Origin of the sequence: Streptomyces sp. NBC_00454, assembly GCF_041434015.1 — a bacterium.
GTDB lineage: Bacteria > Actinomycetota > Actinomycetes > Streptomycetales > Streptomycetaceae > Streptomyces.
Genome location: NZ_CP107907.1, coordinates 4,293,268 through 4,319,640 on the forward strand (window position 1 = coordinate 4,293,268; position 26,373 = coordinate 4,319,640).

Here is a 26,373-nt window from a genome sequence, read left to right on the forward strand (position 1 = left end):
GGCACTCGTCGTGTCCCACAGCTCCGTGTCGCTTTACACGGGGGTCGACGCTTCGGGCGAGCCCGGGGCCCTGCGACCCCGCGTGTCGCATTCAGCCAGTCGAACGTGACCCAACTCACAGCACAGGGTGCCTTGTTCAGGCCGGAGGTGCTGGTCGGCAGGGTTGGGTCTCATCCAAGCCCGTGTCGGCGGGTGGATCTCAGACCTGAGGAGCCTGATTGGGGCCATGCTCTGGCACCTCCCCGAACGGGAGGGGGGCTTGCCCCGGGAAATGATCTGCACCGCCGCTAATGAAGTCATCAATCACGAATGATCTCGCGGCTTGCCGGAAGCTTGGCTTAATCCCAGAGGCTGCCACCAGGAATCCGGCGACGTCGGCTACGAGCTTAGCCGCCGTGGGATGAGCCGAATGTCCGAATGCGTTGCGCACGCTTACGGGATTCTCTGATGTCAGTGAATAGTTCAGCCATTCTGAGTAGCGCAGGGCTGCGGGGAATAGTGTTGGATTTCTGATCAGCCGGCCGGTCAGCTCCAGGAGCTTCGGGTACCACTCCGGAAGCACGCCCCCGTCTTCGCCTACCAGCGCTCGCATCCTGCTGGCCAGTTGCTGCTTTTCGCGGAGCCCGACTTGCCCGCCAAATAGGTAGGCTTGGAGATTCAAATCCACTTCTGAAATGTGCGTTACGCGTACATACTCAATCGCCCTCGAGCAGGAAACGAGGTATAGCCAGATGCAGTCGAAGAAAATCCCAAGGTGGCGGGGATTGTCCGGGTTTAGGGTTCGCCGAACATCCGACAGGTGTGCCACCATCTGTGTGATGTTCCTGTAGGAATCGTAAACCCAGTAGTCAAAGTTGATGTATTCCATCAACGGTTGAAGATTCTGATCTGTGCGGTTAACGCGTTCCAGGTGAAGCGCAATAGCTTCCGGGTTGAAGAGCTGAGAAAGCGGGCCGGTCGTGAGGTCGAGTGGAATTCGATGCAGGCTTTCCATCTCTTCGACATCTGCCGGAAGTAGTGCGCCGAGCTGAAGCCTTCCGGCGAGTTGCCTAGCCGAATCCGTAACCGCTTTGCTGCGGAGCATGTAGGCCATGTCTGCCTCAAAGAAGTCGGCAAGCCCCCTCAGCCAGAACATGCGTTCCGTCGAACCAGATTTCGTCGTCTTGCAGTCAAAAATCACCCGCTGGGACTGGAACCCTGGGCTGAACGCGATCCCCAGTACATCGAGATCGGTATAAGACTCGTACCCTGACCTGCTGCCACGCGGCCGAACCGGCACGTATGAGCGCATCTGGACATCGACTCGCGTCGAAAAGCCCATCTTCCACATAAGCCGCCGGGCGAGCGCTTTCAGCTCAAGGTCCTTCTCGCTCACAAGGAGCCCCTTCCCATGAGTGCATCCCAGACGCCACGGTACTCGTTGGGACTGACATCCGGTCGAGTGCGCGTTCGCGAGATGGTCTGAATGGGTCCCAGGTACGAGGCGTCCAGGTCCAGGAGTGACTGTGTGCCGGGTGGCGGCGTGCGTCCTGCCATCGTCTCGCCGACGGCAATCAGGTCGCGCGCAATTGCCATCGCCTCGCGATTGTCAGGTGTGTCGACGAAGGTCGGTGTAACCCACGTGCCGCGAGGGTCCGGATCGGCCCCAAAGCGGATGATTCCCATATTGCGCATGAGGGCATACTGGCGTTGATGCGAACTGTGGGGTCGCAGGGATCCTCGGTTGGGGTCAAGGAGTGTCGCAATGATTGCGAGCGCGCTACTCACGTTGGTTGACCCGCCGTACGTTTGGCCGCATCGCACGCAGGCCACCACCGCCAACGCCTTGTCGAGCACTGGCTTTCTTCCGGTGAGCAGCTCCCGATCCAGGGTGTAAGGAAGCACTGCGAACGACATCAAGCCTTTGTTGCCAGGGAGCTTCACCGAGGGTGCCGACAGAAGTCCGCGGCTGACTGCATCCGTGAGCATGGGATGGTCGGTTTTTGAGATGGCGAGACCTTGATGCTTGTGGAGTTGCTCGAACTCTGCCTGCATCTGGGCACTGCCGTGTTCTCGTAGGAGCTCGTTGAGGAGGGCAGGGTTCTCAAACGCGGTGAACGGCGAGTAGAGGATGTCGCCGTCGATCGTCGATGCGACCTGCAGGATGCTTGAATCGCGGCCTATGACGACGATGTCGTCGGGTTTGGAGTCGAGGCCGAGCTCGGCCTGCAGGGACTCGACAGGTACAGGCCCTGCTGCTAGACGCTGAACGACCGCAACGAGCTCTTCCTCGATCTGGCGTGGCCGACTTTCGCGCCATGCGCTGCCCAGGTCTTCGTAGAGTGTCCGATAGACGGGCACGTTCTCAGTGAGCCCGACCGGTTCGCCCCTCGCGTTGCGGCTGATGTCAACGAAGCCGGCGTTCTCCAGAACCTCAAGAACCTGATCGAACGAGCTGGGCGCCACATCGAGCTCACGCACCGCGATCATCTGCAGCGCGGACACGTCCCTGATGACATCGCGCCCTCGGATCAGAGCGGCGACATCGGCGGCGCTGCCAACCAGGCGCGTCTTTGTGAGTGGAACCAGCGCCGGCGAGTGAGGGTCCATGTTGCGCAGGCCCTGGTGCACATCCTGGCTTCTGAGGCCGGCCACGTAGTCTTCCATCGAACCCCCTTGCTGGTTGGACTTCAGCGCCCCCGAGCCAACATAGACGGCCGTGATCTCCACGGTGCCTTTTGGGCTTTTTTGGTTCCAGGTTCAGCGAGTTGACTCGGGTGGGGAGGCGGGAACGTCGCCCACGTTGCTGTAAACACAGGCGATCGGACCGTACGCCTTGGTCTGCGAAGATGAGGAAGGCGGCCGACCCCACTAACGCTGGGGCCGGCCGCCTTCCTCGTGTGCGGCAGTGCCGCTGGGTCACGCAAGGTGGTCGAAGGCTCCGGACTTCGCGCCCGCCAGGAGGGCCGCGATCTCGCTGCGGGTGTAGACGAGCGGGGTCTGCTCGGGCCGCTTGGAGTCGCGGATCGCGACGAGGTCGCCGACCGCGCCGAACTCGACGCAGTTGTCGTTGCCCCCGCTGAACGGGCTCTTCTCCCAGGTGACCGTGGAGAAGTCCAGCTCGGCGGGGTGGGGCTTGGTGTTGCTCACTTACAGCTCCTTGATCATGTTCTTGATGCGGCTGCGGGTCTCCAGTGGGCCCAGGGCGGCGGCCCGCAGGTGGTCGAAGACCTCGGTGTAGCGCCCCACGTCCTGCGGCCCGTCGAAGTACACCGAGTTGGTCAGATTCTCCACCCAGACCAGCTCCGGGTTGGGTTCGGGGAAGCCCATGAGCATGAACGACCCGTACAAACCGGGGTGGAAGCCGGCCTTGAACGGTAGGAGCTGCAGCGTGATGTTGGTGCGGGGCTCGACCTCCAGCAGCCGCTCCAGCTGCGGGATGAGGATTTCGGGGGAGTCGGCCATGCGCCTTATGGCCGCCTCGTCGATGACGGCCCAGAGCTTCGGGGCGTTTTCCCCCTCGAGGATCTTCTGCCGGTTCTTCCGTACGGTGACCAGGTCTTCGATCTGCTTGGCGTCCAGGTCCATCCGCATGGCGGTGATCACCTGGCGTGCGTAGTCGTCAGTCTGGAGCAAGCCCGGGAACAGCTGAGGTTCGTAGGAATGGAACGAGGTCGCACCGGCCTCTAGCTCCAGATAGCCGCCGTACTGGGTGGTGTTGATGACCGCCGAGTACTTGCGCCACCACTTCTGCTTCTGAGCCTGGTCGGCGCGGACCAGGTCGAGGATGTCCTCCCGGACGGCCGGATCGGTCACCCCGTAGCAGTCGAGCATCGCCTTCACCAGGACAGGCGTGGTGCCGCGGTCACCGCTCTCGATGCGGCTCAGCGTTCCTTGGTTGACCTCGATGATCTCCGCGACCTCCGACATCGTCTTGCCCGACTCCGCGCGCAACTCGGAGAGTCGCGTCGCCAGTTGGCGGCGGTAGATGGACTTCGGGACAGCGTTCCTCTTCCAGGCCATGGCGTCAGTGTGGCCCTCGGGGTGGCACCGGACAACCAATCTGAGGAATCTGAACTAGGCATGTTGCCCAATGCAGTTCGCCAGAGGCATGCTGTCCGTGGTCGCGAAGTGTGATGAAGTCATCGCTCTTCGTGTCATATGCCATTGCCTTGCGCCGACTTCCCGGGGCGAACTGCGTCCCGGGGGCCGACGTGCCGACCCACAGAGCCACGCAGCCGGGGATTCGATGGCCGGCCGCGCTGCCCTGTCGACTGGGGAGCACGCCATGGATGAGCACGACCTCTTCGAGCACCAGACGGCCTGCGGCTTCTATCTCCGCCACAACGACGGCGCTCTCGCGCTGCACATGAGTACGAGCCCGGAGCATCTTCAGTTGATGCGGGCCGAGGTTTTCAAGGCCGTGACCGGCTTGGGGATAGGCGAGGAGACGGCGGACGCGGCCCGGCTGGTGGCCAGCGAGCTCGTCGGAAACGTCGTCCGTCTGTGCGGGCCGTGGGCCCCGGTCGTCGTCCAGGTCGCCCGCAAGGGCGCCCGGGTGCAGGTCAAGGTCCACGACCCGGTGCCGGACACCTGGCCCGTCCGCTCGGCTTCGGCCCCCAACGATGCGGAGGCCGAGGCCGGGCGGGGGTTGTGGATCCTCGACGTCCTCGCCCCCGGCTGGGTTGTCGAGGAAAGTCCGGTCGGCAAACAGATCAGCTGCACTCTGCCCGCCCTGGCCGCCGCCTGACGGCCCCTTTCCTCCGGCGCGGCCCCTCATCCCCCCTCGAGGGCCGTGACCGGTGCCGCACCGCTCGTCCGCCGTACCCCGGACGACGTGTGCGGCGGGCACCGCCCTGCCTCCCCGGCGTGATGCGGCGGTGTCGTACGCGGTGCGGCCGCTGCCGCACACGGTGCCGGCGGCCGGACCGCCCCCTGACCAGCACGTCCCTTCACCTCTTGCCTGGAGGCTTGATGACCCTCGCCCAGCTGCGGACGATCCGCGCTGATGCCGTCACCGTCCGGCCCGGCCGTCCCCTGTCGGGCACGGTGCGGGTGGACGGCTCGAAGAACGCCGCCCTGCCGCTGCTTGCCGCCGCCGCGTCGCTCGGCCGCACCGTGCACCTCGCCGGCCTCCCGGCCAGCGCGGACGTCCAGCTGATGCTGAACCTCTTCGAGCAGTGCGGCTACCGCGTCACCCACCCGGTCCTCGAGCCCGCCTCCGCCGTCGTGATGCCCCGGCCCGGCGCTATCCCCGCCCCGGTCATGGCGGACGCGGCCCGCATCCGGGCCTCGTACTACCTGGTCGTCCCACTGCTGGCCGCCGGCGGGCAGGCCACGCTGCCGTGGCCGGGCGGCTGCCGGATCGGCGACCGCGGGATGGAACTGCACTTCCGCGTCTACGAGGCATTCGGCGACTCCGTGGCCATCGACGACGACGGATACCGCGTCACAGCCGCCAAGACCGTGCCGGACACCGTCGTGATCGAGCTGCCCTTCCGCTCACGAGGTGCGAGCATCGCGGCCATCCTGCGATCCGTCGCGGCGGGCAGCCGCCTGGAACTAGGCAACCCGAACCTGTCCCCGGAGACCGTCAGCGTCCTGACCGCCTTACGGTCCAGCGGCTGGGAAACCGACCAGAACGAGGACAAGATCACCCTGGTCCCGCCTCGAGGCGGCCTGAACGACCCCGCTTCCTGGACGGTGCCAGGTGACAAGATCGAAGCCGGGACGCTGGCCTGCGCGATCGCGGCCACCGGCGGCGAGGGCCGCATCGAAGGCGTCACCGGCAGCGACCTGACACCCCTGATGGCCTTGCTGGACCAAGCCGGCATCCCCGCCACCCTCGGCCCCGACAGCGTGACCATTCACCGCTCCACCCAGCTCAGCGGCCTGCCACTGCGGGCAGTCGCCTCCCTCTCCCCGGGCGGCCTGGACGCCGACTTCGAGCCCGGCCTCATCGCCCTGGCTCTGGGCCTGCCCGGCACCCACCTGTTCGCCGACGCCATCAACCCCGGCCGACACGGCAACCTCATCCCGGAACTGGCCCGCCTTGGCGCCAAGATCGAAGAGAACTCGCCCACCGAGTGCCGCCTGACCGGCCCACAGCGGCTGACCGGCACCCAGGTGGAGGCCACTGACATCCGTACCGGCTCCGCTCTCGTCATCGCCGGCCTCACCGCCCGCGGCACCACCACCGTCACCGGCCTCGGCCAGCTGCAACGCGGCCACGCCGACCTCCCCGCCAAACTCCGGCAGTTGGGCGCCGACATCACCGAGGTCCCCCGATGAGCCCCAGGGTCCGCGAGATCCAGCAGATCGTCGCCACCACCGATGTCCACTCCGCCCTCGGCCAGACCGACGGCATGCTCTCCCACCTCAGCGGCCTGCGCGGGCATTCGCTGATCGCCGACTGCGGCGACTTCTTCGAGGGCACCGGCTACTACCAACTGGGCAAAGGCAGCCTCGAGCGGGAGATCCTCACCCGGCTCTACGACGTCCTGGTCCCCGGGAACCATGGCTGGCCCCACTACTTCGAGGACGACCTCCACCCGATCACCATCTGCGCGAACGCGGTCAGCGAGGCGGACGGTCACCCCCTGTTCGAGCGGGTGCGGATCGTTCGGGTCCAGGGCCGCCGGGTCGCGGTCACCGCGGTCATCGGACCGCAGGCGTTCAACGTCATCCCCGCCGACCAGCGGGCCGGCCACCACGTCACCGACCCCGCCACAGCCCTGCGGGAGGTGATGCTCACCCACCACCACCTGGTCGACGCCTGGATCGTACTGTCCCACTCCGGGCTGGACGCGGACATGAAACTGGCCGCGGCCTGCCCGTTCATCGACGTCATCTTCGCCGGACACTGCCACACCCCCACCCAGGCGCCCTCCCGGATCGGCGATATCCTCGTCGTCAAAGGCCGCGAACTCGGCATCGGATACGCGTACGCCGAACCCGTCGCCCACGGCTGGGCCGCCGCCATGGCCGACTTCCCCACCACCGGACCGGTGCCCGCCGCTCTCGCCCCTCTCGCGGAACGGATCGACTCCATCGGTCGGCAGCTGGCCGAGGATCTCGGCGCGCTCGCCGAACCCTGGACCGACGGCATGCTCGACCGCCGCAACCTGCTGACCCACATCGTCGGCCGCCTGCACACCGGGCTCGGCGCCGACGCGGTCATCGTCAACGAGAGCGCCCTCCGCGCCACCGTTCTCGCCGACCGCCTCACCCTCGAAGACCTGATGGCGATCGAGCCGTTCGGCAATCAGCTCGTCCACGCCACCGTGCCCGAGCCGTTCGCCGACAACCTTCAGGGTCTCCTCGAGGACCTGACCCACCGCGAAGGCCCCATGGCCACCGCCCCCACCCCGCTGCCGGACGGCGCCCGCACCGTGCTGACCACGAACTACCTGGCCGACACCTTCCTCGGCGGACGCACCCACCAGGCCGGTATCCGCCTCACCGACGCCGTCCTCCACACCCTGACCGAGGAGACGCTGTGATCCTCACCGGACCCGAGATCACCCAGGCCGCCGCCGACGGCCGCTTACGCATCCGCCCCTTCGCCGCCGACCAGGTCAACCCCAACAGCTACAACGTCAGCCTCGGCAACCGCCTGATCACCTACACCGGCGACATCATCGACGCCCACCAGGCCAACCCCACCCGAGAGTTCACCATCGGCAGCGAGGGATTCACGCTGGAGCCGGACGAGCTCTACCTCGGCCACACGCTCGAGGAGGTCGGCTCCGACACCTTCGTGCCGCTCCTGTTCGGCCGCTCCTCTGTCGGCCGGCTCGGCCTGTTCGTGGAGATCACCGCCCCTATCGGTGACATCGGCTTCCACGGGCAGTGGACGCTCATGCTCTCCCCGATCCGCCGCCTTCACGTGTACCCGGGGATGAAGATCGGCCAGATCATGTTCTTCGTCTCCACCGGCGAGATCGACCTCTACCGCGGCAAGTACCAGACCGCGAACGGCCCCCAGCCCTCCCGCTACTGGCACGACCTCCAGGCGTACGGCCGTCCGGCGGTGGCCTCGTGATCCTCACCGGCCCCGCCATCGCCTCCGCCCTCGAGAAGGGTGAGATCACCATCGACCCCTACGACCCGGGCCGGCTCTCCCCGAACGCCTACGACTGGCGGCTCGGCGACACCTTGCGGATCTGCGACGGCACTCTGGACGCCGCCGCCCCCACCACGTACACCGAGACCACCATCGACCCAGGCGGCTTCGTGCTCCAGCCCGGCCTGCTCTATCTCGGCGTCACCCTGGAAAAGACCGGCTCCGAGATGTTCGCGCAGTTGCTCAACGGAGACCGCACCGTCGGCTCGCTCGGTATCTGGGTCCATGTCTCGGCCCCGCTCGGCCACCAGGGACACGCGATCCGCTGGACCCTGGAGATCCGGGCCGCCCGCCCGGTCCGCATCCACGCGGGCATGACCTTCGGCAAGCTCGTCTTCCTCGCCACCCACGGCGCCGCCTCCAGCTACCAGCAGCAGCCGGCCAAGTACGCCGCCAGCGACGGCATCGACATCTCCCGCCTCTACGAGGAAATCCCGGCAGGCCGCCGGTGACCGCCATCAGCAACGGCCCGATGGTCGCCACCTGCCTCGACCTGCCCGCCGGAAGCCCCGGCGGCAGCGTCGAACTCTTCCTCGACCTCTACACCGGCGCCGAACCGCTCATCCCGGCCCGTGCCTTCATGCTCGCGCCCCCCGGAGCCCGCCCACCGGCACGGCCCGGCCTGGACCTCCTGGAAGTGGCCGGCAAAGCTCTCGAAGGCCGGGCCCTGACCCTCTACGTCACCTCGCTGCGAAGAGCCCTACGGGCGGCCATCGACCCTGATCAGATCGGTGTCCTGCACCTGCACCACCTCGCCTTCGGCGCCACACCGGCCTTGCTGCGGGCCCTGCCCGGCCCGGCCCGCATCGCCCTGGTCCACGGCACCGACCTGCTGTTCGCCGAAGCCCACCGCGACCAGCTGCAGATCCTCCGCGAGACCGCCCGTGCCGCCGACACGATCGTCGTCCCCACCACCGCGATGGCCGACCGCCTCCTCGAGCTTGCCCCAAAGACCCAGCGGCACAAGATTGAGCACATCCCCTGGGGTATCCCTGACCACCTCATCACCCACCGGCCGGCCCGGCCCGCCCGCAGCCGCGGACACCTCCGGCTCCTCTACGCGGGCCGTCTCACCCCGGAGAAGGGCGGAGACGCCCTGGTCAGGTCCCTGTCCGGATCCCCCGGCATCGAACTGAGCATCGCCGCCCCCCGCACCCAGTTCCAGGCCCTGGCTCCCAAGCTCCGACAGGCCGGGATCCGGGCCCGCTACCTCGGCTGGCTCCACCGCCCCCAACTGTGGAAAGCCTTCGCCGAACACGACCTCCTCCTCATGCCCTCAACCACCCTCGAAGCCATGGGCCTGGTCGCACTCGAAGCCCAAGCCTGTGGCCTACCCGTCCTCTACCAGCCCGTTCCCGGCCTCACCGAAGCCCTCGGCGCCACCGCCGAGGCCACCAACTTCACCCAGCCCGGCGCCGTCGCACGAGACCTTCACCGGCTCAGAACCAGCCCGACCATGCTCAACGCCTACCGCGAAGCCGGATACGCCAACGCCGCCCGCTACCCCCTGAACGCAATGGCCCGTTCCCTGCATCAGCTCGGACGCCAACTCGCCTGACAGCCGACGTCGTCGAACATTCACACGGCCCGCCACCCATGAGATGACGACCTGCGACGTACACGAGACTGCGACCGAACCTCACGCTCCGTGTCTGCCAGGCTGATGCGGCGAGGGCGCCTGGAGCACATGCCAATGGCAATCCACTTTGGGATACCCCTCGGGGCGAGTCTGCAAATCGTTCCCGTTCTACAGCTGAGCCACTCGATCGAGGGACGGCGGAGTTCGATTACCCGGGGCTACGATTCCCTCACACCAAGCCGTGCAATTGCATGACGGGATTGCATGACTCCCCCACCTGCGGTTTCCTCGCGACCCTCCGGTGAGAGGTGTGGAATGGTCTGATAATCGAACTACAGGGAGTGTCGTCGTGGAGAATTATAGAAACGGAACCCCGGCCAGCTCTTTTCGTGCAGTATGGACAAAGAGTCAGAAGAGCGCGGCGAACGGCCAGTGCATCGAGCTGGCGCCGCTCGAGGAAGGCCTGATCGCACTGCGTAACTCGAGGGACCCGGACGGTCCGGCATTACTCTTCACAACCGAAGAGCTCGACGCCTTCCTGGACGGCGCCAAGAAAGGCGAGTTCGACCAGCTGGCAGCGAACTAAGGGCAGACAAAAAAGAGTTCGAGCGACACGCGGGCTTCCGTCATGCCATCATCGGGCATATGCATCGATGAACGGAGTTCGCGTGTCCGCTGTGCCCGATGACCCTGTTCCGCTCTTCCGCCGATTCACGCGGGAAGCAAGCCCGACCGCCGCCGGAGTCATGCTCGGCGTCGACCTCCGAAGCTTGCGCGGCAAGACACCCGCGAAGGTCGCCGCAAAGGCGATCAACGCTTCTGTATCCAAGATCTCCCGCCTGGAGAGGGCGGAAAGCCCGCCCGACATCCGGGATGTCCGCGTGCTGGCGCACAGCTACGGAGTGTCCCCCGAAGCCATCGAGGCGCTGGAGCGGCTCACCGCCCGCGCCCTGGAACCGGAGTGGTTCCAGGATCGCTTCAACGACTGCACCGCCCAGTGGCTCCGCCGGCTCTTCGGCCTGGAGAGCCAAGCCAGCGAGCTCTTCAACTACGAGTCCGGCGTCGTCTCCGGTCTCCTTCAGACCATGGAGTACGCCCGGGAAGTCATCCGTACCGGACTGCACGACCGCGACCGCGATGAGGTCGACCGCAGGGTCGCCCTGCGGGAGGAGCGTCAGAACCGCGTGTTCGGGCAGGCCGAGCCCCCGCGAGTGACCTTCCTGATGGACGAGGCCGTCCTTCGGCGCCGCGCCGGCAGCAACCAGGTCATGGCCGGGCAGATGCGCAAACTGCTGGAGATGTCCGACCTGCCCGACGTCAGCATCCGCTTCGTGCTGGAAGACAACGCCATCGCGGCGAACGCCGCGTCCGCCGGCTCAGGCTCGATGACCCACCTCAAGTTCGGCGTCGGCGGACCGCCGGACATGGTGTACCTGGAAGGGTACGAAGAGGCGAGCTACTGCACCAAGGAAGACGACCTGGAGCGGCACGTCCAGTTGCTGCTGCGTCTCAGCGCGGAAGCCGCCGCTTCACGGGCGGCGAGCCGCCGGATGCTGATCGCAGCCATCGAGCGGTTCACCGTGTAGGCCCCGCCCAGATAGCGGCGCACCCGTCCCTCTAGGGGATCTCCGCGAGCCCGCCGTACTCGGTCCATTCGATGCTGCGTTGCCGCTGGCGCAGTTCGGAGTCGGGCCTCCAGTCGGTGACGTCGATCAGTCCCGGCTCCTTCACGTCGAGTCCCTCGAAGTAGCCGTGCACGTCGCTCTTCTCCCGAACACGACCCCAGTTGTCGTGAGTGAGTTCCAGCATGAGATCCGTCACCTGGCCCCGCAGCCGCGAGCTATCGCTGACCAGGTGGCAGATCACCACGAAACTTCCGGGCCTCAGCTTGGCGATGACGCGCCGCACGAGTTCATCAGGCTTCGCATCGTCCGGCAGGCAGTGCAGCACGGAGACGAACAGCGCTGCCACCGGTTCTTCCAGGTCAATGAGACGCTCGAAGTCCGGATGCTCGAAGATGAACTCCGTGTCCACCATGTCGGAGCCGATGATGCCCGTCCGGTCGTTCTCGTCCAGCAGGGACTTCCCGTACCCCAGTACTACCGGGTCGTTGTCCACGTAACAGACCCTGGACGAGGGGTCGATCGCCTGCGCGATCTGATGGACGTTGTTCTGGGTCGGCAGCCCGGAGCCGAAGTCGATGAACTGCCGGATCCCGTACTCCTCGGCCAGCGCACGCACCGCCCGCTCCAGGAACCACCTGTTGTTCAGTGCCAGCGCCTTGGTCGTCGGCGCCGCCTTCAGCAGCAGCTCGCAGGCCGCCTTGTCCACCTCGAAGTTGTTGCTCCCGCCAAGCAGCCAGTCATACATTCTGGCGGCGCTCGGAACGGTCAGATCAACACGCTTCTTGTCCGGCAACGGACAGTCCCCTCGCGTGAGTTAGAGCCCCGTGCTGTCCCAGGGTAGTAAGGGGATCAATCCTAGGAGGGCATGGCGAACAGCACCACCGCCAGTACGGGTGACGGTGGCGCAAGGTGGCGGGAGGTGGCGTGAACCCTGTCCCGCCGGGCTCACTTCGCGAGCCGGGGCAGGAGTGACGAATCCGCGGTCCTATCCCTCCTTCAGGTCGTCAAACGCGGAGGGGAGGGCCCGCTTCGCGGTCAGGAGGGCTCCGGCAATGGTCGAGCGCTCTACGCCCATGACCCCTGCGGCGGCATCGACGGACAGGTGGAGTTGGCGGTGGAGCACGACGGCGTCTGCCACCAGACTTGAAAATGATCCGTAGAGCCTGTCGACCAGCGGATTCCGTTGAGCGACGTGACGGTTCATCTCCTCCACGTTGAGGCGGAGTCGGAGCCAGATGGCGGCGGCCGGCTGTGGGCCGTGCAGAAGAACAGGCCACTGGTTGGCCGCCTCGGCGAGGGTTGAGTCGACCGTCGCCTGTGCAGTGCCCTCATCGAGTACGCGGGCCAGCGCATAGCGCAGGTAGAAGGCCCCGTTCATCTGGACGAGGGCGGCGAACTCCAGGCCATTGAAGTTCCGCGGCCGCAGCGGCCTGGGCAGCGGTACAGCGGCAGAGTCACGGCTCGTGGGATGCGCCCCTACACCCGTATGAGGGTATGGGCGTCCGACGTGCGAGAGGGGGGCACCCCAGAGATCGTTTCGAGACCACACGGTTGGTCCTCGGTTTCGCATAGCTCCGCTGGCGCCGACGACAGCGCCTGATCGGCCGGGGCGAGAGCTGGTTGGGGCCTGCCGTGAACGGCAGGCCCCAACCAGGCGGTCTACCTGCCTCGGAACCAGGCCAGCTGGATGCTGGCGTGCCAGGTGAAGCTGGTCATCGTGATGAGGAACGCCGACGTTGTGGGGTCGATCTCCCCGCCGGCCACGAGCACCCAGATGACCACCGCGAAGGCCAGAACGGCGCTCAGACGTACCGAGACGGCGCCGGCGATGAACTCGCGAAGCCCCACAGTGGAGAAATTGAAACTGGTACCGTGAAATTGCCCGGAGGGGACCTGCGCGTACCCTCGGCGAATTCGGTCAAGCATTCGCATTCCTGTTCTTGGTCGTTTCGCATCCCGGGGGTGGCAGCCACCACCCCTGGGGCGGGCCTCTTTGGCGAGGCATGTACGACGCTACATCGCAGAAATCGCCCCACAGGCCCCCGAAGCCCCTCCTGCAAAGTCAGATAGTGGGGCAGTCTTAATTCGATCTAAATCGATCACGACCGCTCAGTCTTTCACTGATTCCGCCGCTGTTCGGTCACTCGCGAGGAGCCTTCGGACGCCAGGAGCCCGCGCAATCTCGGTGGCCTGCCCAACCACCTTGAATGGTTGCGTTTCGCTGCCGGCTCTGCCCAGATCTGCCGGAGCCCGGCTTCCGGCGGCCACGGTTTACTCAAGACCCGGCGTGCACCGGGCTGCGGGCCACGCCGGACCGGTATCCGCCCCCGGGCCGTTATTAGGCTGGCGGGAGGAAACCGCACGGCGAACAGGGAGACCATGATCGACCTCGACCGCATCGAGACGCTGCTGGCCCAAGGGGTCTGCGACAAGGTCTATCCCGGCGCCGTGTGGGCCGTCGGTAACGCTGCGGGCACACTGGCCAGCGGCGCAACCGGTGTCCTGGACCCCGATCGGTCTGACCTGCACATGCAGGCGGACACCGTCTTCGACGCCGCCAGCCTCACCAAGATCCTCGCCGTCTGGGCGTCCATCGGAGCCCTGTGGGAGGACAGCGTCCTCGACCTCGAGCGGCCTCTCGGCGCCTTCTGGTCCGAGGTGACCGGCCACCCGCTCGGGCAGGTGTCCGCCCGACAGCTGCTGACGCACACCGCGGGGCTCCCGCTGCGGGCCCAGCTCAAGAGCCTCTACGGCACCGACCCGAAGGCGATCCGGGACGGCGTCCTGCACGAAGCTCTCCACCGGCCTCCGGGCGAGGCGGTCGAGTACACCGACCGGGCCGCCCTGGTCCTCGGCTACCTCGCCGAACACCTCTCCGGCCTGAGCCTCGACCGGCTGGCCGCCGTCCGGACCTGGCAGCCGCTGGGCATGGAATCCACCCGCTTCGGGCCCCTGCCCTCCGAGATCACCGCTCGCTGTGCGCCGACCGAGACCGACGAAAACACCGGCCTCCACCTCAAAGGCGTCGCCCACGACTTCTCCGCCCGCCTCCTCGACGGCGTGTGCGGCATCGCCGGCGTCTTCACCATCATCGACGACCTCGCCGTCTTCCTCAGGTACATGCTGGACGCGGCTACAGCCCCCGCTGCCGCCGGTTTCGGTACGGAGTGGACCCTTGCCTCACTGACTGTCCAGACCGGGTCTCTGGAGCCCGTACGCGGGCTCTTCTGGCACCCGGCCCCGGGCACCACCGACGATGAGGACGTGTGGGTGCACTACGGCTTCACCGGCACGGGTATGTGGGTCTCCCCGAATCTGGACCGGTGGGCGGTCCTGCTGACCAACAAGATCTACTACACGCGTGAGCGTCAGCCGCTAACCGACATCCGCAACGGCTTCCGCGCGCTGGCCTTCCGGTAGCTGGGCGGGAGATTCACGGGGACAGACTGATGGAGGCCCCCGTTTCCAGGTGCCTCCATCAGGTCCGGTAGCTCCGCGTCTTGCCGGGGGCTACGGGGTCAACGCTCGTCGGTGATCAGGTACAGCAGCCCGGCGACGGCGATCGCGATGCCGATGGCGACCGCGTACTTCGGGTGTTCGACGGCGAGCACGAACACCACCACCGTGACGATGGCGATCAGCAGCCAGCGCATGGGCAGCCGGTCGCTCGGCCCTCCGCTTCCTGTGGTCATTGGTTCCTCTTTCGGCCTGAATCTGATCGTGTCCGTGCGCGCGCCGAACGGGTGGGTCCGGGGCAACGGGCCCCGGTGGAACCAGACTTGACCATGGAAGTCGGGTGGACCAGGGTTGCCGGGGGCTCATACTCACGGAGGGGGCTCACGTGACAGACACAAGAGCTGAAGGGCCTGATCAGAGGCCGTACGAGGAGATCTTCACGCCCGACGGAAAGGCACTGACCGTCACGCTGAAAGGTGGCGGCAAGGCTCAGTTCGGCGTGGATGGGACTGCCACGGTCTGGACATCGATGCCCGGGGGCTTCGGGTGCGAGGCCGTCTTCAAGATCGTGGAAGGACGAGTGCGGCTCACGCGTCTGTCCGTGGGCGAAGGCGTGGGCGGGAACGCTGGCGACATCAAGGCCGACGCACTGACGGCGGTCGTGAAACAGCTTCGTGCAGATGTTCGTGAGGCATTCGAGGTCGCCTGGGACAAGCGAGGCAAGGCGTACGCCGAGCGCAGGATCAGGGCGCTACCGCGGCAAGGCATGAGCCGCGAGGAGGAACAGTTCTTCCAGGCCGCGATCGTCTACAACCTGGCCGTTCTCTTCGGCAAGGACCCCACCAAGACGGTCACGGAGTACTTCGGGTGCTCCAAGGCGACGGCCAAGCGATGGGTCGCCAAAGCGCGCGATGAGTACCAGCTCATCAAGAAGCCCGACGAACTCCGAGGCGGAGGCTTTCCCGAAGACCAGATCCCGTGGCTCGAGGAGGACGATCCGCAGTTCATGGCGGACTTCATCAAGGTCATGGAGGAGATGGCCGTGATCATGCCGCCGAGGATGTACCACCTCGTACGCGGGGCCATGTTCTTCGAGATGCTCGGGCAGCTCATGGACGCAGAGGGCAGCGGCGGTGAGGGTGCTGATGAAGGAGTGCGCTCGGCGGCACAGCAACTGTTGTTCGCGATGACCGGAAGCTCCACGCTCGGCGACATTGACGCTCCCGAGGTGCACGAACCGCAGCCAGCAGCGCCGGAAGGCTGACCCGGAGCGCGGCCCACACGAGATCCGGAGTCCAGCCCCGTCGGTGAACCGGCCGTGCTTGGATACGAAGCCACCGCAGGGAGGTTGAGCATGGCCATCAACATCGAGCTGACGTGGGACGAGACGGTCACCGTCGGCGAGGTCGAACAGTTCATCACGCATGCCAAGAGTGCAGGCGTCGACTCCACGACGGTGATCGAGGAGATCACTCATGACCAAGATCCCTCGCTGCATCTGGGCTGGAGGGTGACGGCTCAAGGGGCCCCTGCGCCGGCGCCGGGACCAGTGCATGAGGTATCCATGCCGCACCGGCTCATGTGGAACCTGCACAGCCTGCTGGAGCAGATCGCCAGCGGCGACGGAGACGTGCGAGCACTCCAGGCCGAGGTCACGTCTCTCGACTCGGATCTCTGGAACGCGTTGATGCAGCACGTCGGCGAGGCATAAACGGCAATCGACCGCACCGGTGGCGCCACCCGTATTCGGTGGCGCCACCAGAACCACGGACTGCTGCGACCTGGGAGGCGCCCTACGTAGCCGGACCGCCCCTGGGTACTGGAAGCCTCCGAATCCCGGCGGCGCCAGCGATCTGGCGGCGGAGGCGCTCGATCTCGCCCTGTTGGGCGGCGATCCGGGAGATCGCAAGAGTCTTGAACCCGGTCAGCTCGGACAGGGCCTCGTCTCGCCTTGCGACCCGTTCCTTGAGTTCGGCGACCTGGGCCTTGAGCCGCTCGAGCTGGGCGGCCCGCGGATCGGTGATCTGACCGGCCTCTTGCAGGGTCCGCAGCCGGCGCTCGAACTCTTCGCCAAGGTGCTGGTAGGGCCCCGGCCTCGTGGTCCCGTCGCGGTTCTTCTTCGGGTAGAACGCAGTGCGGCTGACTCCGGCCTGATCGGCGAGGGTTTTGATGTCGCACTTGCCGCCGGGCGGGAGGTCCCCGGTCAGTAGCCGGTCCATCGCAGCACGGATGGATGTCTCATTGCGGTTGCGGGTGTCTTCGGTGATGCGGGGCATCTCATTCCTCTCCGAGTCCGGTGTTGGCCGCGATGATCTCGTTGACGATCTGCTGGGCCCGCTCGAGCTCGGGCTGCAGCCGTGCCTTCTCCGCCTTCGGGAACCGGGGGTTGTCCAGGAAGACCGTGTTGCTGGCTGCTGTGCTCTCCCACACCGGCAGGTGGCACGGATGGTGGGTGGCCTGCGGACAGCGGGCCGAGTCACACATCCCGGCCAGCGGCTTGGTTGCGTTCGGCGTCCCGGCGAGCTTGAGGCACAGGGCCCTGGACGGATCCCGGAACCAGCAGTAGTTCGCCGCCTGCACATGCAGACTCTTGGCCTGCTGCTTCAGCAGCATCTCGAGACGGCGGTCGCTGTCGAGAACGGCCGCCGGCCCCGGCCGGTGCTCTTTGAGTGCATCGTCGATGTGCTCGAACGCCTTGATCAGATCTCGCGCTCCCGGCCCCGCCGGCATCTTCCCGTCTCGGTAGTCGCGGTATGCAGCTTCCGTCAGTTCGAGGTGGTGTTCTTCCTGAGCCCGCTCGACTTCCGCCAGGAGGGCCCCCTGGGAGCCGCCGGGCTTGTGGGCGTACCCCTCGGTGGTGACCACCGACACGTGCTTGAGGTGGACTTTGGCAGCGAGCAGGCCGCCAGGACGGTAGGCCAAGGTCAGAGCCAGGGTCCGCCGGAGCATTCGCCCGTTGACAGGACCGGCAGGGATCGGAGCGAGACCGAGCCGCTGGCCGCCAGGACCGTTGACCCAGTCTCGGAGACGCCCATGAAGGAAGTCGGTGGGGGACATGGGGAAGACCTGACCGTCGTCGGCGGCCTGATTGAGGCGGGCTGCCAGCTGCACGGCGCGATAGGCCGGCTCGAGGACCACCCACTCTGCCTGGACACCACCCAGATCATGGCCCTTGATCAGCCGGGATGTGAGCCGGAACCGCTGGGTGTCTCCGGAGATGGTGACCGGGGCCTGCGGAGAGAGCGGCGTGAGCTCGTCGAGTTCGCTGGCCCGCATACCGCTGATCGAGGCGACAAGGATGCGGCAGGCGGCCAAGACAAGAAAGGCCAGGTCCCTCAACTGCTGCCCAGTCAACGGCAAAGTCCACGGCACCAGCACCTGATCGTCATACCGGGAGACAGGTGTCGCATCACGCGCGTAGGCGCCCGCAATGCCCACCTTCGCCACGGCGTCCTCGAGCATCGGACGAACAGACTCGACCAGCCGGTAAGGGAAGGCGGAGTAGTTCATCCGCTCGTTGATCAGACGACTCACGTGGACGCGGACCAGCGGATCCTCCGGGTCCGCCCCTCCGCCGATACGTTTGGTCAGCAGCCGGCCATCCAGTTCCGGCAGCGGCTGCCCCCGGCGCACGTAGGAGGCGACAACCTGGGAGAACGTCGCACCGGCCGCCGGAGAGATGCCCCGCATGGTGGACGAGGACCGGTTCTCAACCTCGTTAAGGAGCCGTTCGAACTCAACGGCGACCAAAGGGCCAAGCGTCTCGGTGAGATAGAGAGCGGCAGCGACGGTCGGCTGGAACACCTCCTCGGCCACGGCCGGCACGGAGTTCTCCTGCTTGTTCTTCCAGCCCGCCACGTCCGTGAGAGCCAGCCCCGGCCACGGTGCAAATCCCGGCCGGTATGCGGCCTTGCTGAACAGCTCCCGATAGAGGGCCAGATTCCGAACGGGCTGCAGGATCGTCAGCATCGTGCCGGCACTGATCGGCCCCGTGCCGCGGGTTGGGTGCTTCCGCTCCATGCGCATCACGCGGTAGACATCGCAATGCTCCTGCATCACCGCGGTGAGATCAGAGATGCCCTGGGCGGTCAGGAAGTTCAGCCACCGAACCAGCTGGACACAGTAGTTGAAGCAGCTGGTCGGCTTGTAGGTGGTTCGGGCTGCGTCCGGCAGCGCCAGGACGAGCTCGTGATCCGGGACGGCCAGGGCAAAGATGTACTCCTTCGCCGTGAGGCGGAACGCAGGGTCGATGATCGCGCGGAAGTCCAGCCGTCTGGTGTTGGACCTGGCGCTCTTGGGCATGTCCCGCAGCCCGGTTAGGTCCCAGAAGTCCTCGTCGAAGTTCGGCCTGGGCCCGCCGGGCAAGACCTCCCAGCCCGCTGCACGGCACACATCCAACCCGGCGAATGGTGAGGCGGCCGCCCACTGGGCAGGTATCGGCCCGGCGGGCATCACCACGACGGCACGACGCGGGGCGGTCACAGGCTCATCTCCTCGGGCCGCAGGGGGAGCTCGGCATCGATGTCGTCGACCTCGGTGGAGGCCGATTGAAGTACCCGGGGCTGGAACCGGGGCAGGATCTCGTGGTCGAGCCGGTCCGCGTACGGGGCGAAGACGGCCAGGAACTGGTCAACAGTCATTTGCCGGGACTGCCGGGCAAAGTACGCCTTCAGTCGCAGCAGGTTCGACGCGTGCCGCGGCAGGAACACCGACAACGGGCACAACAGGCACACCCAGGGCCGCGCGGGACACGGCTTGCCCTTCGGCCCGTGCAGGCCGGCGAGCTGGTTCGAGCATGCGGCGGTGAACACGTCCATCTCACCGCCGAGCAACTCAGCCATGGAGCCTTCGTCCAGACCCAGCCGGGCCAGCTCCTGTGGCACTGCGGCCGCGAACTGTGCCGCCTGTTCCTCATCCATCACGATCGGAGGACGTGAACGCCGCAGAACGTCGCCCTGAGCGTCCTCGATGATCGCCTCTACCGCCTCAGCTTGCGCCGGGGTGGTGGTCGAGACGTAGTGGCTGCCCTCCACTGTCGTTGTGTGGTTGGGGTCGATCCTGGTACGTCCGGTCCAGCCGCGACGGGCGAGCATATTGTGATAGGTCGTACGGATCCGCCCAGCGTGGAGCATCAGCCGGTCACCGTCATCTGTTCGCAGGTCGAGCTCGACAGCCACTTCCTTGCGAGCCTTCTTGCCGCTCGCGTGCGACGTGATGGGCGAGAGCACCCCAAGCCTGCTGCTGGGCTGGCCAGGCAGAGACTCGCTGTTCAAGCTGATCCACACATGCTCGGCGCACTCGGGAGGAGCGAACTTTCGAAGAGGCTCAACCAGTTCCAGCCACGCGTCGAGCAGTCGGATCGCTCGGGAGGGAAGGCTGACGCCTTCCGGGCCGCGACGGTTCTTCACGTAGTCCATCAGCAACGTGCGGTCGCCGGCCCACGTGAAGTCCTCCAGACCCAGACCCCGGATGCCGTCCGGTACCACCCCGCTGTAGACACCGAACAAGGTTCGCACCGTGTACGCCGCACGGACCGACGGGAACAGCGCCGAGCGCACTGCGACGTACTGAGCCCCGATTCCCCCACGGAATGCATCGACCTTCACACCCAGCGCGGCCGCAGCATCCTTGACCTTCAACGGCCCCTGGTCCAGAAGCAGGACAGCGAAGTTCTGTCGATTCACCCCACCGTTGGTCGAATCCGGGCCGATCGCCGCCAGAGCCAGAGCTTCACGGTGACCTGCCAGCATCTCCCTGACCCGCGCCCGCAAACGCGACTCGAGCTGGCGCCACTCGTCATCCGTGTACGGATCGAGCGGCTTTCCGCTGAAGGGCTGCTTGACGGGACGCCCGGCCAGATGCTCCCGCAGGGCTGGATCTACTCGCTCTCCACACCCCAGCAGCAGCATGCGCGTCCGCTGCACCCGCGTGCCGGTGGCAGACATCCAATACCGGAGCATGAGCGGCTTGGTCAGGTCCTCCACCCCTCCCCGGAAGCCGCCATCGTGCAGCTCGTCGACCATCCGGCGAATCGTGGACGCGTACTGGACCGCGCCGATACGACGGGTGACGCTGCCCAGCGGGTGGATCAGCTGGACCATCCCGAGCGCGAGGTCCTCGGCGAGCTTGGGATTCGATGACTTGTCCAGCCGCGCCGTCCAAGTGGTTTGGTTGGGGAACGTGCACTCCACTCGCAGCGGATCGTGTTCAACGCGGGTCACCATGCTTCGTCCGTCCCTTCGTCATCGAACTCGGCGGCAGCCTCCGCGGCCGCCTCCCCGTTCTGGTCGGATCCGCGGTAGAAGTCGCGGTAGATCCGGTGGACATCCAGACGCTGGAGGTAAATCTCCGTGGTGGTCACACTCGTGTGTCCGAGCAGGTCACGCAGGACCAGCATCGGATCCTGTTTGGTGAGATAGAGCGCGAGAGCTGCGTCCTCGTTTGCGTCTGAGATCAAAGCGGCGGCCCGCGCGTAGTGACCCTTGACCAGCCTCTCCAGCGTGGCCATGGCGAAGGTGTGCCGGAGCAGGTGCGGAGTCACGATGGGGAAGCGGGACTCGAAGTCACGCCTGATGCGAATGGATGTGCGGCGGAAGGTCGTTGCCCAGTCGATGAACGGGCTGCCGTCCGACTGAACAGCAGTGATCGCTGTGGTGCCCTCCGGCGTCACCAGCCGCAACCGCTCGTTCAGTGTCAGCTTCCGCCATGACACCCTTCGGCCGCCGATCCTCGCGCCCTCCCAGTCCGGCGCCGAGATGACCAGTGGTGGCCCCAACCGAGGATCCGGGACGTGCTCCCGTCCAGCCAGAACGGCCGCCCGGTCCAGCTCGAGGTACTGCCCGAACTCTGACAGTGCCTTGTAACTCGCCCAAGTCTCACGGGCCTTCTTGCCCTTGGTGATCTGCGCGGCCAGCGGGAACCGGACCGGAACCGCACTGCGGCGAGCCGGAAGGCCAGGAAGCTCGTACGTCAGCAAGTGGGTGAACTCCTGGGCACGCAGCCCGCTCGAGATCACCAGCCGGCCCATGGCTGCGTTGCGCCCCAGGTGACGGCCGCGGAAGCCGTCCGGTTCTCCATCCGGGCGAAGACCAGCCAGAGCACGCAGAAACGTCTGCCGGAAGTCGACATCGAGGTACTTGACCTTCGCGTGGGCCTTCGCCTTCCGCAGTGTCGCCGTGTTCCGGCGCGTCTGCTGCACACCAGCGTCCGTGTATCGCCGAACGATTGCGTACGTGAAGGGCTGAACAGGGCAGAAGCCCTGGTCAACGGCCCACGTGTAGAACCGGGCCACGGTGTTCACGTTGAGGTTCCACGTGTCCTCCTCCCACCGTGCAGCAAGCGGGCCCGAGAACCGGTACTCGGAGAAGGAACTCAATGCCGACCGCAGCTCGTCACGGTCAGCGAAGGGGGCGACGCCCCGCTCGGCCAAGAACTCCAGCCAGCTGCGGAGGGCTTGGGCATACGTCTTCCACGTCAGACGACCCGGGGCCCCACTGACCGGAAGTTCCCGGAGCCACAGGTTCGCGATCGCCGCCGGCCGCAAATTCCCGTTCTCCTCCAGGAGCAGATCCTCGTCGATGAGCACGGGCATGCCCTCCGGAATTAATGGCTGTCTTCCAAGGCCCCACGTAGCCCAGTCATTTGAGCTGTAGAAGGTCAGATGCATGCCTTGAACACTACGTATCCGACACAGTTGAGTGCAACGGATATCAAGAGTTTTCCATGAGGGGTTGAGCTACTTAAGAGACACGGAAACTAAGCAAGGATTCCTTCGGAATACGCGATGGGGACGATCGCGGCCTGTGCATTCGCGGCGGTTCTGTACAAGGTGGTGACGAGTGAAGTGGTCTCCACGGCACTCCAGTCGACCATCGGGAAGGCACTCGATGCGCCGTTCTGACCGGGGATATGTGACGGCGGAGGCGGCCCTGGTGATTCCGGCGCTGGTGCTGTTCGCGACGCTGCTGGTGTGGGCGCTGATGGCGGCCGCCGCGCAGATCCGGTGTGTGGACGCGGCTCGGGCCGGTGCCCGGGCGGCGGCCCGGTCGGAACCGGAGGGCGAGGCGGTGGCGGTGGCCGAGGCGGCCGCCCCGCCCGGGGCGCGGGTGGAGTTGTCGCGCACGGGCGACCTCTGGCGGATCCAGGTATCGGCCCCCGCCCCGGGCCCGGCCGCCCTGCCGCTCCGCCTCACCGCCCAGGCCGCGGCCCTGGCCGAAGACTCCGTAGGCCCGCCGTCATGACCGGGGCACGGCAGCGGGCGCGGGACCGGGCGCGGGCGCGGGACCGAGACCGGGGGTCGGCGCCTAACCGGGACCGGGACCGGGGGTCGGCGACGGTGTGGGGCGTCGTGGCGGCGACCGTGCTGGTGGCGGTGTTCGGCGGGGTGCTGCTGCTCGGGCAGGCCGTCGTGGCCCGCCACCGGGCCGCGGCGGCCGCGGACCTGGCGGCCCTCGCCGCTGCGGCGACCTGGGCCCACGGCCCGGAGGCCGCCTGCGCCACGGCGATACGGGTGGCGGTGGCGCAGGGGGCTCGGGTCACCGGGTGCGTGGTGTCGGGCGAGGTCGCGGAGATCCGGGCCCGCGCCCCGACGGGCCCCTTCGCACCGGAACTGGGCTCCCGCGCGGGCCCGCCGCCGGCCGCGGAGCCCGGGTGAGGCGGTGGCTCAGACCAGGGGTCACAGGCGTACCGAGGCGGTGGTGCCGGACGAGGTGGTCGAGGTTCCCTCGCCGAGGGCGTTCGGGGCTCCGGAGGGCGGGAGGGGGTGGGCGATCTGGCCGGTCACGGTCAGGGTGTGCGCGTCGAGAAGCCAGTGGCGGACGTCGCCGTACTCCTCGTCGCTCTCGGTGGTACCGGCTAGGGGGTGTCCGCGTCCAGGAAGCCGCCCTCGTAGTCCCAGCGCACCGGCCGCCCGGCGACACCCCGGCACTCCGCCGCCCACCGACGCCCCGGCCGCCCCGGCCGCCCACCGGCGCCCCGGCCGCCCACCGGCGCCCCGGCCGCCCACCGGCGCCCCGGCCGGCTGCTGGCCGGGGTTGCCGCGCACGGCTGACCTACCGGGCCCGCCGGAGCTGCCCCGCCCGCCCCGGCCCCGCTCTGCCAGGAGGCCAGCGGGGAGGCCGGGGGCCACGGGGCCCCGGGGGTCACGGCGTGGGGGCGTCTTTGAGGAGGTGGGTGAGGAGGCGGATGGCGCCGCGTTTGTGGAGGGGGTCGTTGCCGTTGCCGCATTTCGGGGACTGGATGCAGGACGGGCAGCCCGCCTCGCACTCGCAGGCGGCGATCGCGTCGCGGGTCGCCGTCAGCCAGGCGCGGGCCGTGTGGAAGGCGCGCTCCGCGAAACCGGCTCCGCCCGGGTGGCCGTCGTAGACGAAGACCGTCGGGAGGAGGGTGTCGGGATGCAGCGGGACGGAGACCCCGCCGATGTCCCAGCGGTCGCAGGTGGCGAAGAGCGGGAGCAGGCCGATGGAGGCGTGCTCGGCGGCGTGCAGGGCGCCGCCGAGGATCTCCGGGTTGATCCGGGCCTCGTCCAGCTGGTCCTCGGTCACCGTCCACCACACGGCCCGGGTGCGCAGGGTGCGGGGAGGCAGGTCCAGTTTGGCCTCGCCCAGGACCTCTCCGGTGATCAGTTTGCGGCGCAGGTACGAGACCACCTGGTTGGTGACCTCCACGGAGCCGAAGCAGAGCCGGGCCCGGCCCCAGGCGATCTCCGTCTCGGTCTCCAGGACGGAGATGGCGGTGGTGTCGCGGGCCGTCGTGGAGAAGGGCGGGTTCGCCTCCTCCACCAGGGCCACCGAGTCCTCCAGGTCCAGGTGCTTCACGAGGTACGTGCGGCCCTGGTGGAGGTGGACGGCGCCGTCGTGGACGGCCGTGTGCGAGGCCTCCTCGTCGACCGTGCCCAGCAGCCGGCCGGTGGAGGCCTCCACGATCTGCACCGGGCGGCCGCCGCCGCCCCGGATGTCGGTGAGGTCCGAGGCCCGTTCCCGGCGGGTCCAGTGCCAGGCCGTCGCCCGGCGCCGCAGCAGTTTGGCCGCCTCGAGCTGCGGGAGGAGCTCGCGCGCCGCCGGGCCGAAGAGGTCCAGGTCCGGCTCCGTCAGGGGCAGCTCGGCCGCCGCCGCGCACAGGTGGGGGGCCAGGACGTACGGGTTGTCGGGGTCCAGGACGGTGGCCTCCACCGGCTGCTGGAAGAGGGCCTCGGGGTGGTGGACCAGGTAGGTGTCCAGCGGGTCGTCGCGGGCGATCAGCACCGCCAGCGCGCCGTGGCCCGAGCGCCCGGCCCGGCCGGCCTGCTGCCAGAGGGAGGCGCGGGTGCCGGGGTAGCCGGTGATCAGGACCGCGTCGAGGCCGGAGACGTCCACGCCCAGCTCCAGGGCGGTCGTGGCGGCCAGGCCGAGCAGCTCGCCGGAGTGCAGGGCCCTCTCCAGGGCCCGGCGCTCCTCTGGCAGGTAGCCGCCGCGGTAGGCCGCGACGCGCCCGGGCAGGGAGCGGTCGACGGCGGCGAGCTTCTCCTGGGCGATCACCGCGATCAGCTCGGCCCCGCGCCGGGAGCGGACGAAGGCGACCGTGCGGACGCCCTGGACGACCAGGTCCGTCAGGAGGTCGGCGGTTTCGGCGGTGGCCGTACGGCGTACGGGCGCGCCCTTCTCGCCCTTGAGGTCGGTCAGGGGCGGCTCCCACAGGGCGAAGACGACCTCGCCGCGCGGGGAGGCGTCGTCGGCCACCTCGACCACCGGCAGGCCCGTCAGACGGGACGCTGCGGCCGCCGGATCGCTCGCGGTGGCCGAGGCCAGCAGGAAGACGGGATCGGAGCCGTAGCGGGCGCACAGCCGCCGCAGGCGGCGCAGGACCTGGGCGACGTGGGAGCCGAAGACGCCGCGGTAGGTGTGGCACTCGTCGATCACGACGTAGCGCAGCGCCCGCAGGAAGGAGGCCCAGCGCGGGTGGGCCGGGAGGATCCCGCGGTGCAGCATGTCGGGGTTGGTGAGGACGTAGTTCGCGTACTGGCGCACCCACTCGCGTTCCTCCACCGGGGTGTCGCCGTCGTACACGGCCGGGCGGATCGCGTTGCCCAGCGGACCGGCCAGCTCCCGCACGGCGCGCCGCTGGTCGGCCGCCAGGGCCTTGGTGGGGGCCAGGTACAGGGCGGTCGCGCCACGCCCGTTCGGGGCCTCGGCGCCGTCCGCGAGGGCCGAGAGCACGGGCGCGAGGTAGGCCAGCGATTTGCCCGAGGCGGTGCCCGTGGCGACGACCACGGACTCGCCGTCGAGGGCGTGCTCGGCGGCCGCGGCCTGGTGTTCCCACGGATGTTCGATCCCGGCGGCCTGGATGGCGGCTACGACATCAGTTCGGATGCGATCCGGCCAGACTGCATGACGACCCTCCCGAGGGGGCAAGTGCTCCGTATGGGTGATGCGCGCAGACCGGGAAGACCCCCGTGACAGCCGGTCCAGGACCGTGCCGGGGGAGGGTCGGGCGTCCTCGGGTGCCGTGGGCCGACCGGGACGGTGAGTGTTGGCCATTGGAACCGAGTGTGTCACCGGCGTGCGGGACAATGGTCCCAAGGCGTCGTGCGCGCCTGCCGGTAAGTGATTGAATGCCATCGCGGCAGCCAATCC

At 67.6% G+C, this 26,373-nt stretch carries 27 protein-coding genes and 1 pseudogene; 14 read left to right on the top strand and 14 right to left on the bottom strand.

Translation table 11 applies throughout. The features are described from left to right. Positions 1 to 199 precede the first annotated feature (199 nt). The 4 genes from OHU74_RS19935 to OHU74_RS19950 form a co-directional block, all read right to left on the bottom strand. Positions 200 to 1,375 (bottom strand): hypothetical protein, encoded by a 1,176-nt coding sequence (locus OHU74_RS19935; RefSeq protein ID WP_371617173.1) that lies wholly within the window; start codon positions 1,373 to 1,375, stop codon positions 200 to 202. Next, positions 1,372 to 2,709, bottom strand: coding sequence for a hypothetical protein (locus tag OHU74_RS19940; protein WP_371617174.1), 1,338 nt, complete (start codon positions 2,707 to 2,709; stop codon positions 1,372 to 1,374). The genes OHU74_RS19935 and OHU74_RS19940 overlap by 4 nt, the downstream gene beginning before the upstream one ends. Positions 2,710 to 2,898: 189 nt before the next feature. Further along, the gene (locus OHU74_RS19945; RefSeq protein WP_371617175.1) at positions 2,899 to 3,129 is read right to left on the bottom strand and encodes a DUF397 domain-containing protein; all 231 of its coding nucleotides are present in this window, start codon (positions 3,127 to 3,129) and stop codon (positions 2,899 to 2,901) included. Beyond that, entirely contained in the window at positions 3,130 to 4,002 is an 873-nt protein-coding gene (locus OHU74_RS19950) for a helix-turn-helix transcriptional regulator (RefSeq protein WP_371617176.1), read from the bottom strand. It lies immediately after the preceding gene. 265 nt (positions 4,003 to 4,267) lie between these two features. Here OHU74_RS19950 and OHU74_RS19955 point away from each other — a divergent pair, with 265 nt between their 5' ends. The 8 genes from OHU74_RS19955 (at position 4,268) to OHU74_RS19990 (ending at position 11,269) form a co-directional block, all read left to right on the top strand. Next, positions 4,268 to 4,729, top strand: coding sequence for an ATP-binding protein (locus OHU74_RS19955; protein ID WP_371617177.1), 462 nt, complete (start codon positions 4,268 to 4,270; stop codon positions 4,727 to 4,729). A 224-nt stretch (positions 4,730 to 4,953) separates the two neighbouring features. Further along, on the top strand, positions 4,954 to 6,270 hold the full coding sequence (locus OHU74_RS19960) for a UDP-N-acetylglucosamine 1-carboxyvinyltransferase (protein ID WP_371617178.1): 1,317 nt from the start codon (positions 4,954 to 4,956) through the stop codon (positions 6,268 to 6,270). Beyond that, positions 6,267 to 7,481, top strand: coding sequence for a metallophosphoesterase (locus OHU74_RS19965; RefSeq protein WP_371617179.1), 1,215 nt, complete (start codon positions 6,267 to 6,269; stop codon positions 7,479 to 7,481). Before OHU74_RS19960 ends, OHU74_RS19965 begins: the two co-directional genes overlap by 4 nt. Next, positions 7,478 to 8,023, top strand: a complete 546-nt coding sequence (gene dcd / locus OHU74_RS19970; RefSeq protein ID WP_371617180.1) for a dCTP deaminase — start codon at positions 7,478 to 7,480, stop codon at positions 8,021 to 8,023. Before OHU74_RS19965 ends, dcd begins: the two co-directional genes overlap by 4 nt. Continuing rightward, complete coding sequence (locus OHU74_RS19975) at positions 8,020 to 8,556, top strand: deoxycytidine triphosphate deaminase (RefSeq protein WP_371617181.1); 537 nt, start codon at positions 8,020 to 8,022, stop codon at positions 8,554 to 8,556. The genes dcd and OHU74_RS19975 overlap by 4 nt, the downstream gene beginning before the upstream one ends. 20 nt (positions 8,557 to 8,576) lie before the next feature. Continuing rightward, positions 8,577 to 9,662 (top strand): glycosyltransferase family 4 protein, encoded by a 1,086-nt coding sequence (locus OHU74_RS19980; RefSeq protein ID WP_371619739.1) that lies wholly within the window; start codon positions 8,577 to 8,579, stop codon positions 9,660 to 9,662. A 370-nt stretch (positions 9,663 to 10,032) separates the two neighbouring features. Further along, positions 10,033 to 10,269: a DUF397 domain-containing protein gene (locus tag OHU74_RS19985; RefSeq protein WP_371617182.1), complete on the top strand. Its 237-nt coding sequence runs from the start codon at positions 10,033 to 10,035 to the stop codon at positions 10,267 to 10,269. A gap of 160 nt (positions 10,270 to 10,429) precedes the next feature. Continuing rightward, complete coding sequence (locus OHU74_RS19990) at positions 10,430 to 11,269, top strand: helix-turn-helix domain-containing protein (protein ID WP_371619740.1); 840 nt, start codon at positions 10,430 to 10,432, stop codon at positions 11,267 to 11,269. 31 nt (positions 11,270 to 11,300) lie between these two features. Here the strand turns inward: OHU74_RS19990 and OHU74_RS19995 are convergent, their stop codons facing one another. The 3 genes from OHU74_RS19995 to OHU74_RS20005 all read right to left on the bottom strand — a co-directional run bounded on the left by OHU74_RS19995 (position 11,301) and on the right by OHU74_RS20005 (position 13,156). Further along, positions 11,301 to 12,101 (bottom strand): SAM-dependent methyltransferase, encoded by an 801-nt coding sequence (locus OHU74_RS19995; protein ID WP_371617183.1) that lies wholly within the window; start codon positions 12,099 to 12,101, stop codon positions 11,301 to 11,303. Between the two features lie 192 nt (positions 12,102 to 12,293). Next, positions 12,294 to 12,686, bottom strand: a complete 393-nt coding sequence (locus OHU74_RS20000; protein WP_371617184.1) for a hypothetical protein — start codon at positions 12,684 to 12,686, stop codon at positions 12,294 to 12,296. Positions 12,687 to 12,967: 281 nt separating this feature from the next. Further along, positions 12,968 to 13,156: a hypothetical protein gene (locus OHU74_RS20005; RefSeq protein WP_371617185.1), complete on the bottom strand. Its 189-nt coding sequence runs from the start codon at positions 13,154 to 13,156 to the stop codon at positions 12,968 to 12,970. Positions 13,157 to 13,687: 531 nt separating this feature from the next. On the opposite strand from OHU74_RS20005, the gene OHU74_RS20010 reads away from it, so the two are divergent. Next, positions 13,688 to 14,728, top strand: a complete 1,041-nt coding sequence (locus OHU74_RS20010) for a serine hydrolase domain-containing protein (protein ID WP_371617186.1) — start codon at positions 13,688 to 13,690, stop codon at positions 14,726 to 14,728. Between the two features lie 98 nt (positions 14,729 to 14,826). On the opposite strand, the gene OHU74_RS20015 is transcribed toward OHU74_RS20010, so the two are convergent. Continuing rightward, positions 14,827 to 15,000, bottom strand: a complete 174-nt coding sequence (locus OHU74_RS20015; protein ID WP_371617187.1) for a hypothetical protein — start codon at positions 14,998 to 15,000, stop codon at positions 14,827 to 14,829. A 149-nt stretch (positions 15,001 to 15,149) separates the two neighbouring features. Here OHU74_RS20015 and OHU74_RS20020 point away from each other — a divergent pair, with 149 nt between their 5' ends. Together OHU74_RS20020 and OHU74_RS20025 are read left to right on the top strand one after the other, a co-directional pair. Continuing rightward, entirely contained in the window at positions 15,150 to 16,028 is an 879-nt protein-coding gene (locus tag OHU74_RS20020; protein WP_371617188.1) for a hypothetical protein, read from the top strand. 90 nt (positions 16,029 to 16,118) lie between these two features. Continuing rightward, complete coding sequence (locus OHU74_RS20025; RefSeq protein ID WP_371617189.1) at positions 16,119 to 16,475, top strand: hypothetical protein; 357 nt, start codon at positions 16,119 to 16,121, stop codon at positions 16,473 to 16,475. An 82-nt stretch (positions 16,476 to 16,557) separates the two neighbouring features. Here the strand turns inward: OHU74_RS20025 and OHU74_RS20030 are convergent, their stop codons facing one another. Genes OHU74_RS20030 through OHU74_RS20045 form a run of 4 tightly spaced genes read right to left on the bottom strand, consistent with a single transcriptional unit; the run spans position 16,558 to position 22,430 of the window. Continuing rightward, positions 16,558 to 17,040, bottom strand: coding sequence for a hypothetical protein (locus OHU74_RS20030; protein ID WP_371617190.1), 483 nt, complete (start codon positions 17,038 to 17,040; stop codon positions 16,558 to 16,560). 1 nt (position 17,041) lies between these two features. Then, complete coding sequence (locus OHU74_RS20035; protein ID WP_371617191.1) at positions 17,042 to 19,246, bottom strand: integrase; 2,205 nt, start codon at positions 19,244 to 19,246, stop codon at positions 17,042 to 17,044. After that, positions 19,243 to 20,988, bottom strand: coding sequence for a hypothetical protein (locus OHU74_RS20040; protein WP_371617192.1), 1,746 nt, complete (start codon positions 20,986 to 20,988; stop codon positions 19,243 to 19,245). Before OHU74_RS20040 ends, OHU74_RS20035 begins: the two co-directional genes overlap by 4 nt. Further along, positions 20,982 to 22,430: a site-specific integrase gene (locus OHU74_RS20045; protein ID WP_371617193.1), complete on the bottom strand. Its 1,449-nt coding sequence runs from the start codon at positions 22,428 to 22,430 to the stop codon at positions 20,982 to 20,984. Before OHU74_RS20045 ends, OHU74_RS20040 begins: the two co-directional genes overlap by 7 nt. A gap of 105 nt (positions 22,431 to 22,535) precedes the next feature. Here OHU74_RS20045 and OHU74_RS20050 point away from each other — a divergent pair. From OHU74_RS20050 to OHU74_RS20060, 3 genes and pseudogenes are all read left to right on the top strand, one after another. After that, a pseudogene (locus OHU74_RS20050) lies at positions 22,536 to 22,664 on the top strand (DUF4244 domain-containing protein); the annotation flags it as partial. Then, positions 22,651 to 23,004: a TadE family type IV pilus minor pilin gene (locus OHU74_RS20055; RefSeq protein WP_371617194.1), complete on the top strand. Its 354-nt coding sequence runs from the start codon at positions 22,651 to 22,653 to the stop codon at positions 23,002 to 23,004. The pseudogene OHU74_RS20050 and the gene OHU74_RS20055, both read left to right, overlap by 14 nt. Further along, positions 23,001 to 23,417, top strand: coding sequence for an Rv3654c family TadE-like protein (locus OHU74_RS20060; RefSeq protein ID WP_371617195.1), 417 nt, complete (start codon positions 23,001 to 23,003; stop codon positions 23,415 to 23,417). Before OHU74_RS20055 ends, OHU74_RS20060 begins: the two co-directional genes overlap by 4 nt. Positions 23,418 to 23,438: 21 nt before the next feature. On the opposite strand, the gene OHU74_RS20065 is transcribed toward OHU74_RS20060, so the two are convergent. After that, positions 23,439 to 23,807 carry a hypothetical protein gene (locus tag OHU74_RS20065; RefSeq protein WP_371617196.1) on the bottom strand — a complete coding sequence of 123 codons (369 nt, stop codon included), beginning with the start codon at positions 23,805 to 23,807 and terminating at the stop codon, positions 23,439 to 23,441. 97 nt (positions 23,808 to 23,904) lie between these two features. After that, on the bottom strand, positions 23,905 to 26,358 hold the full coding sequence (locus OHU74_RS20070) for a DEAD/DEAH box helicase (protein ID WP_371617197.1): 2,454 nt from the start codon (positions 26,356 to 26,358) through the stop codon (positions 23,905 to 23,907). Positions 26,359 to 26,373: the final 15 nt, after the last annotated feature.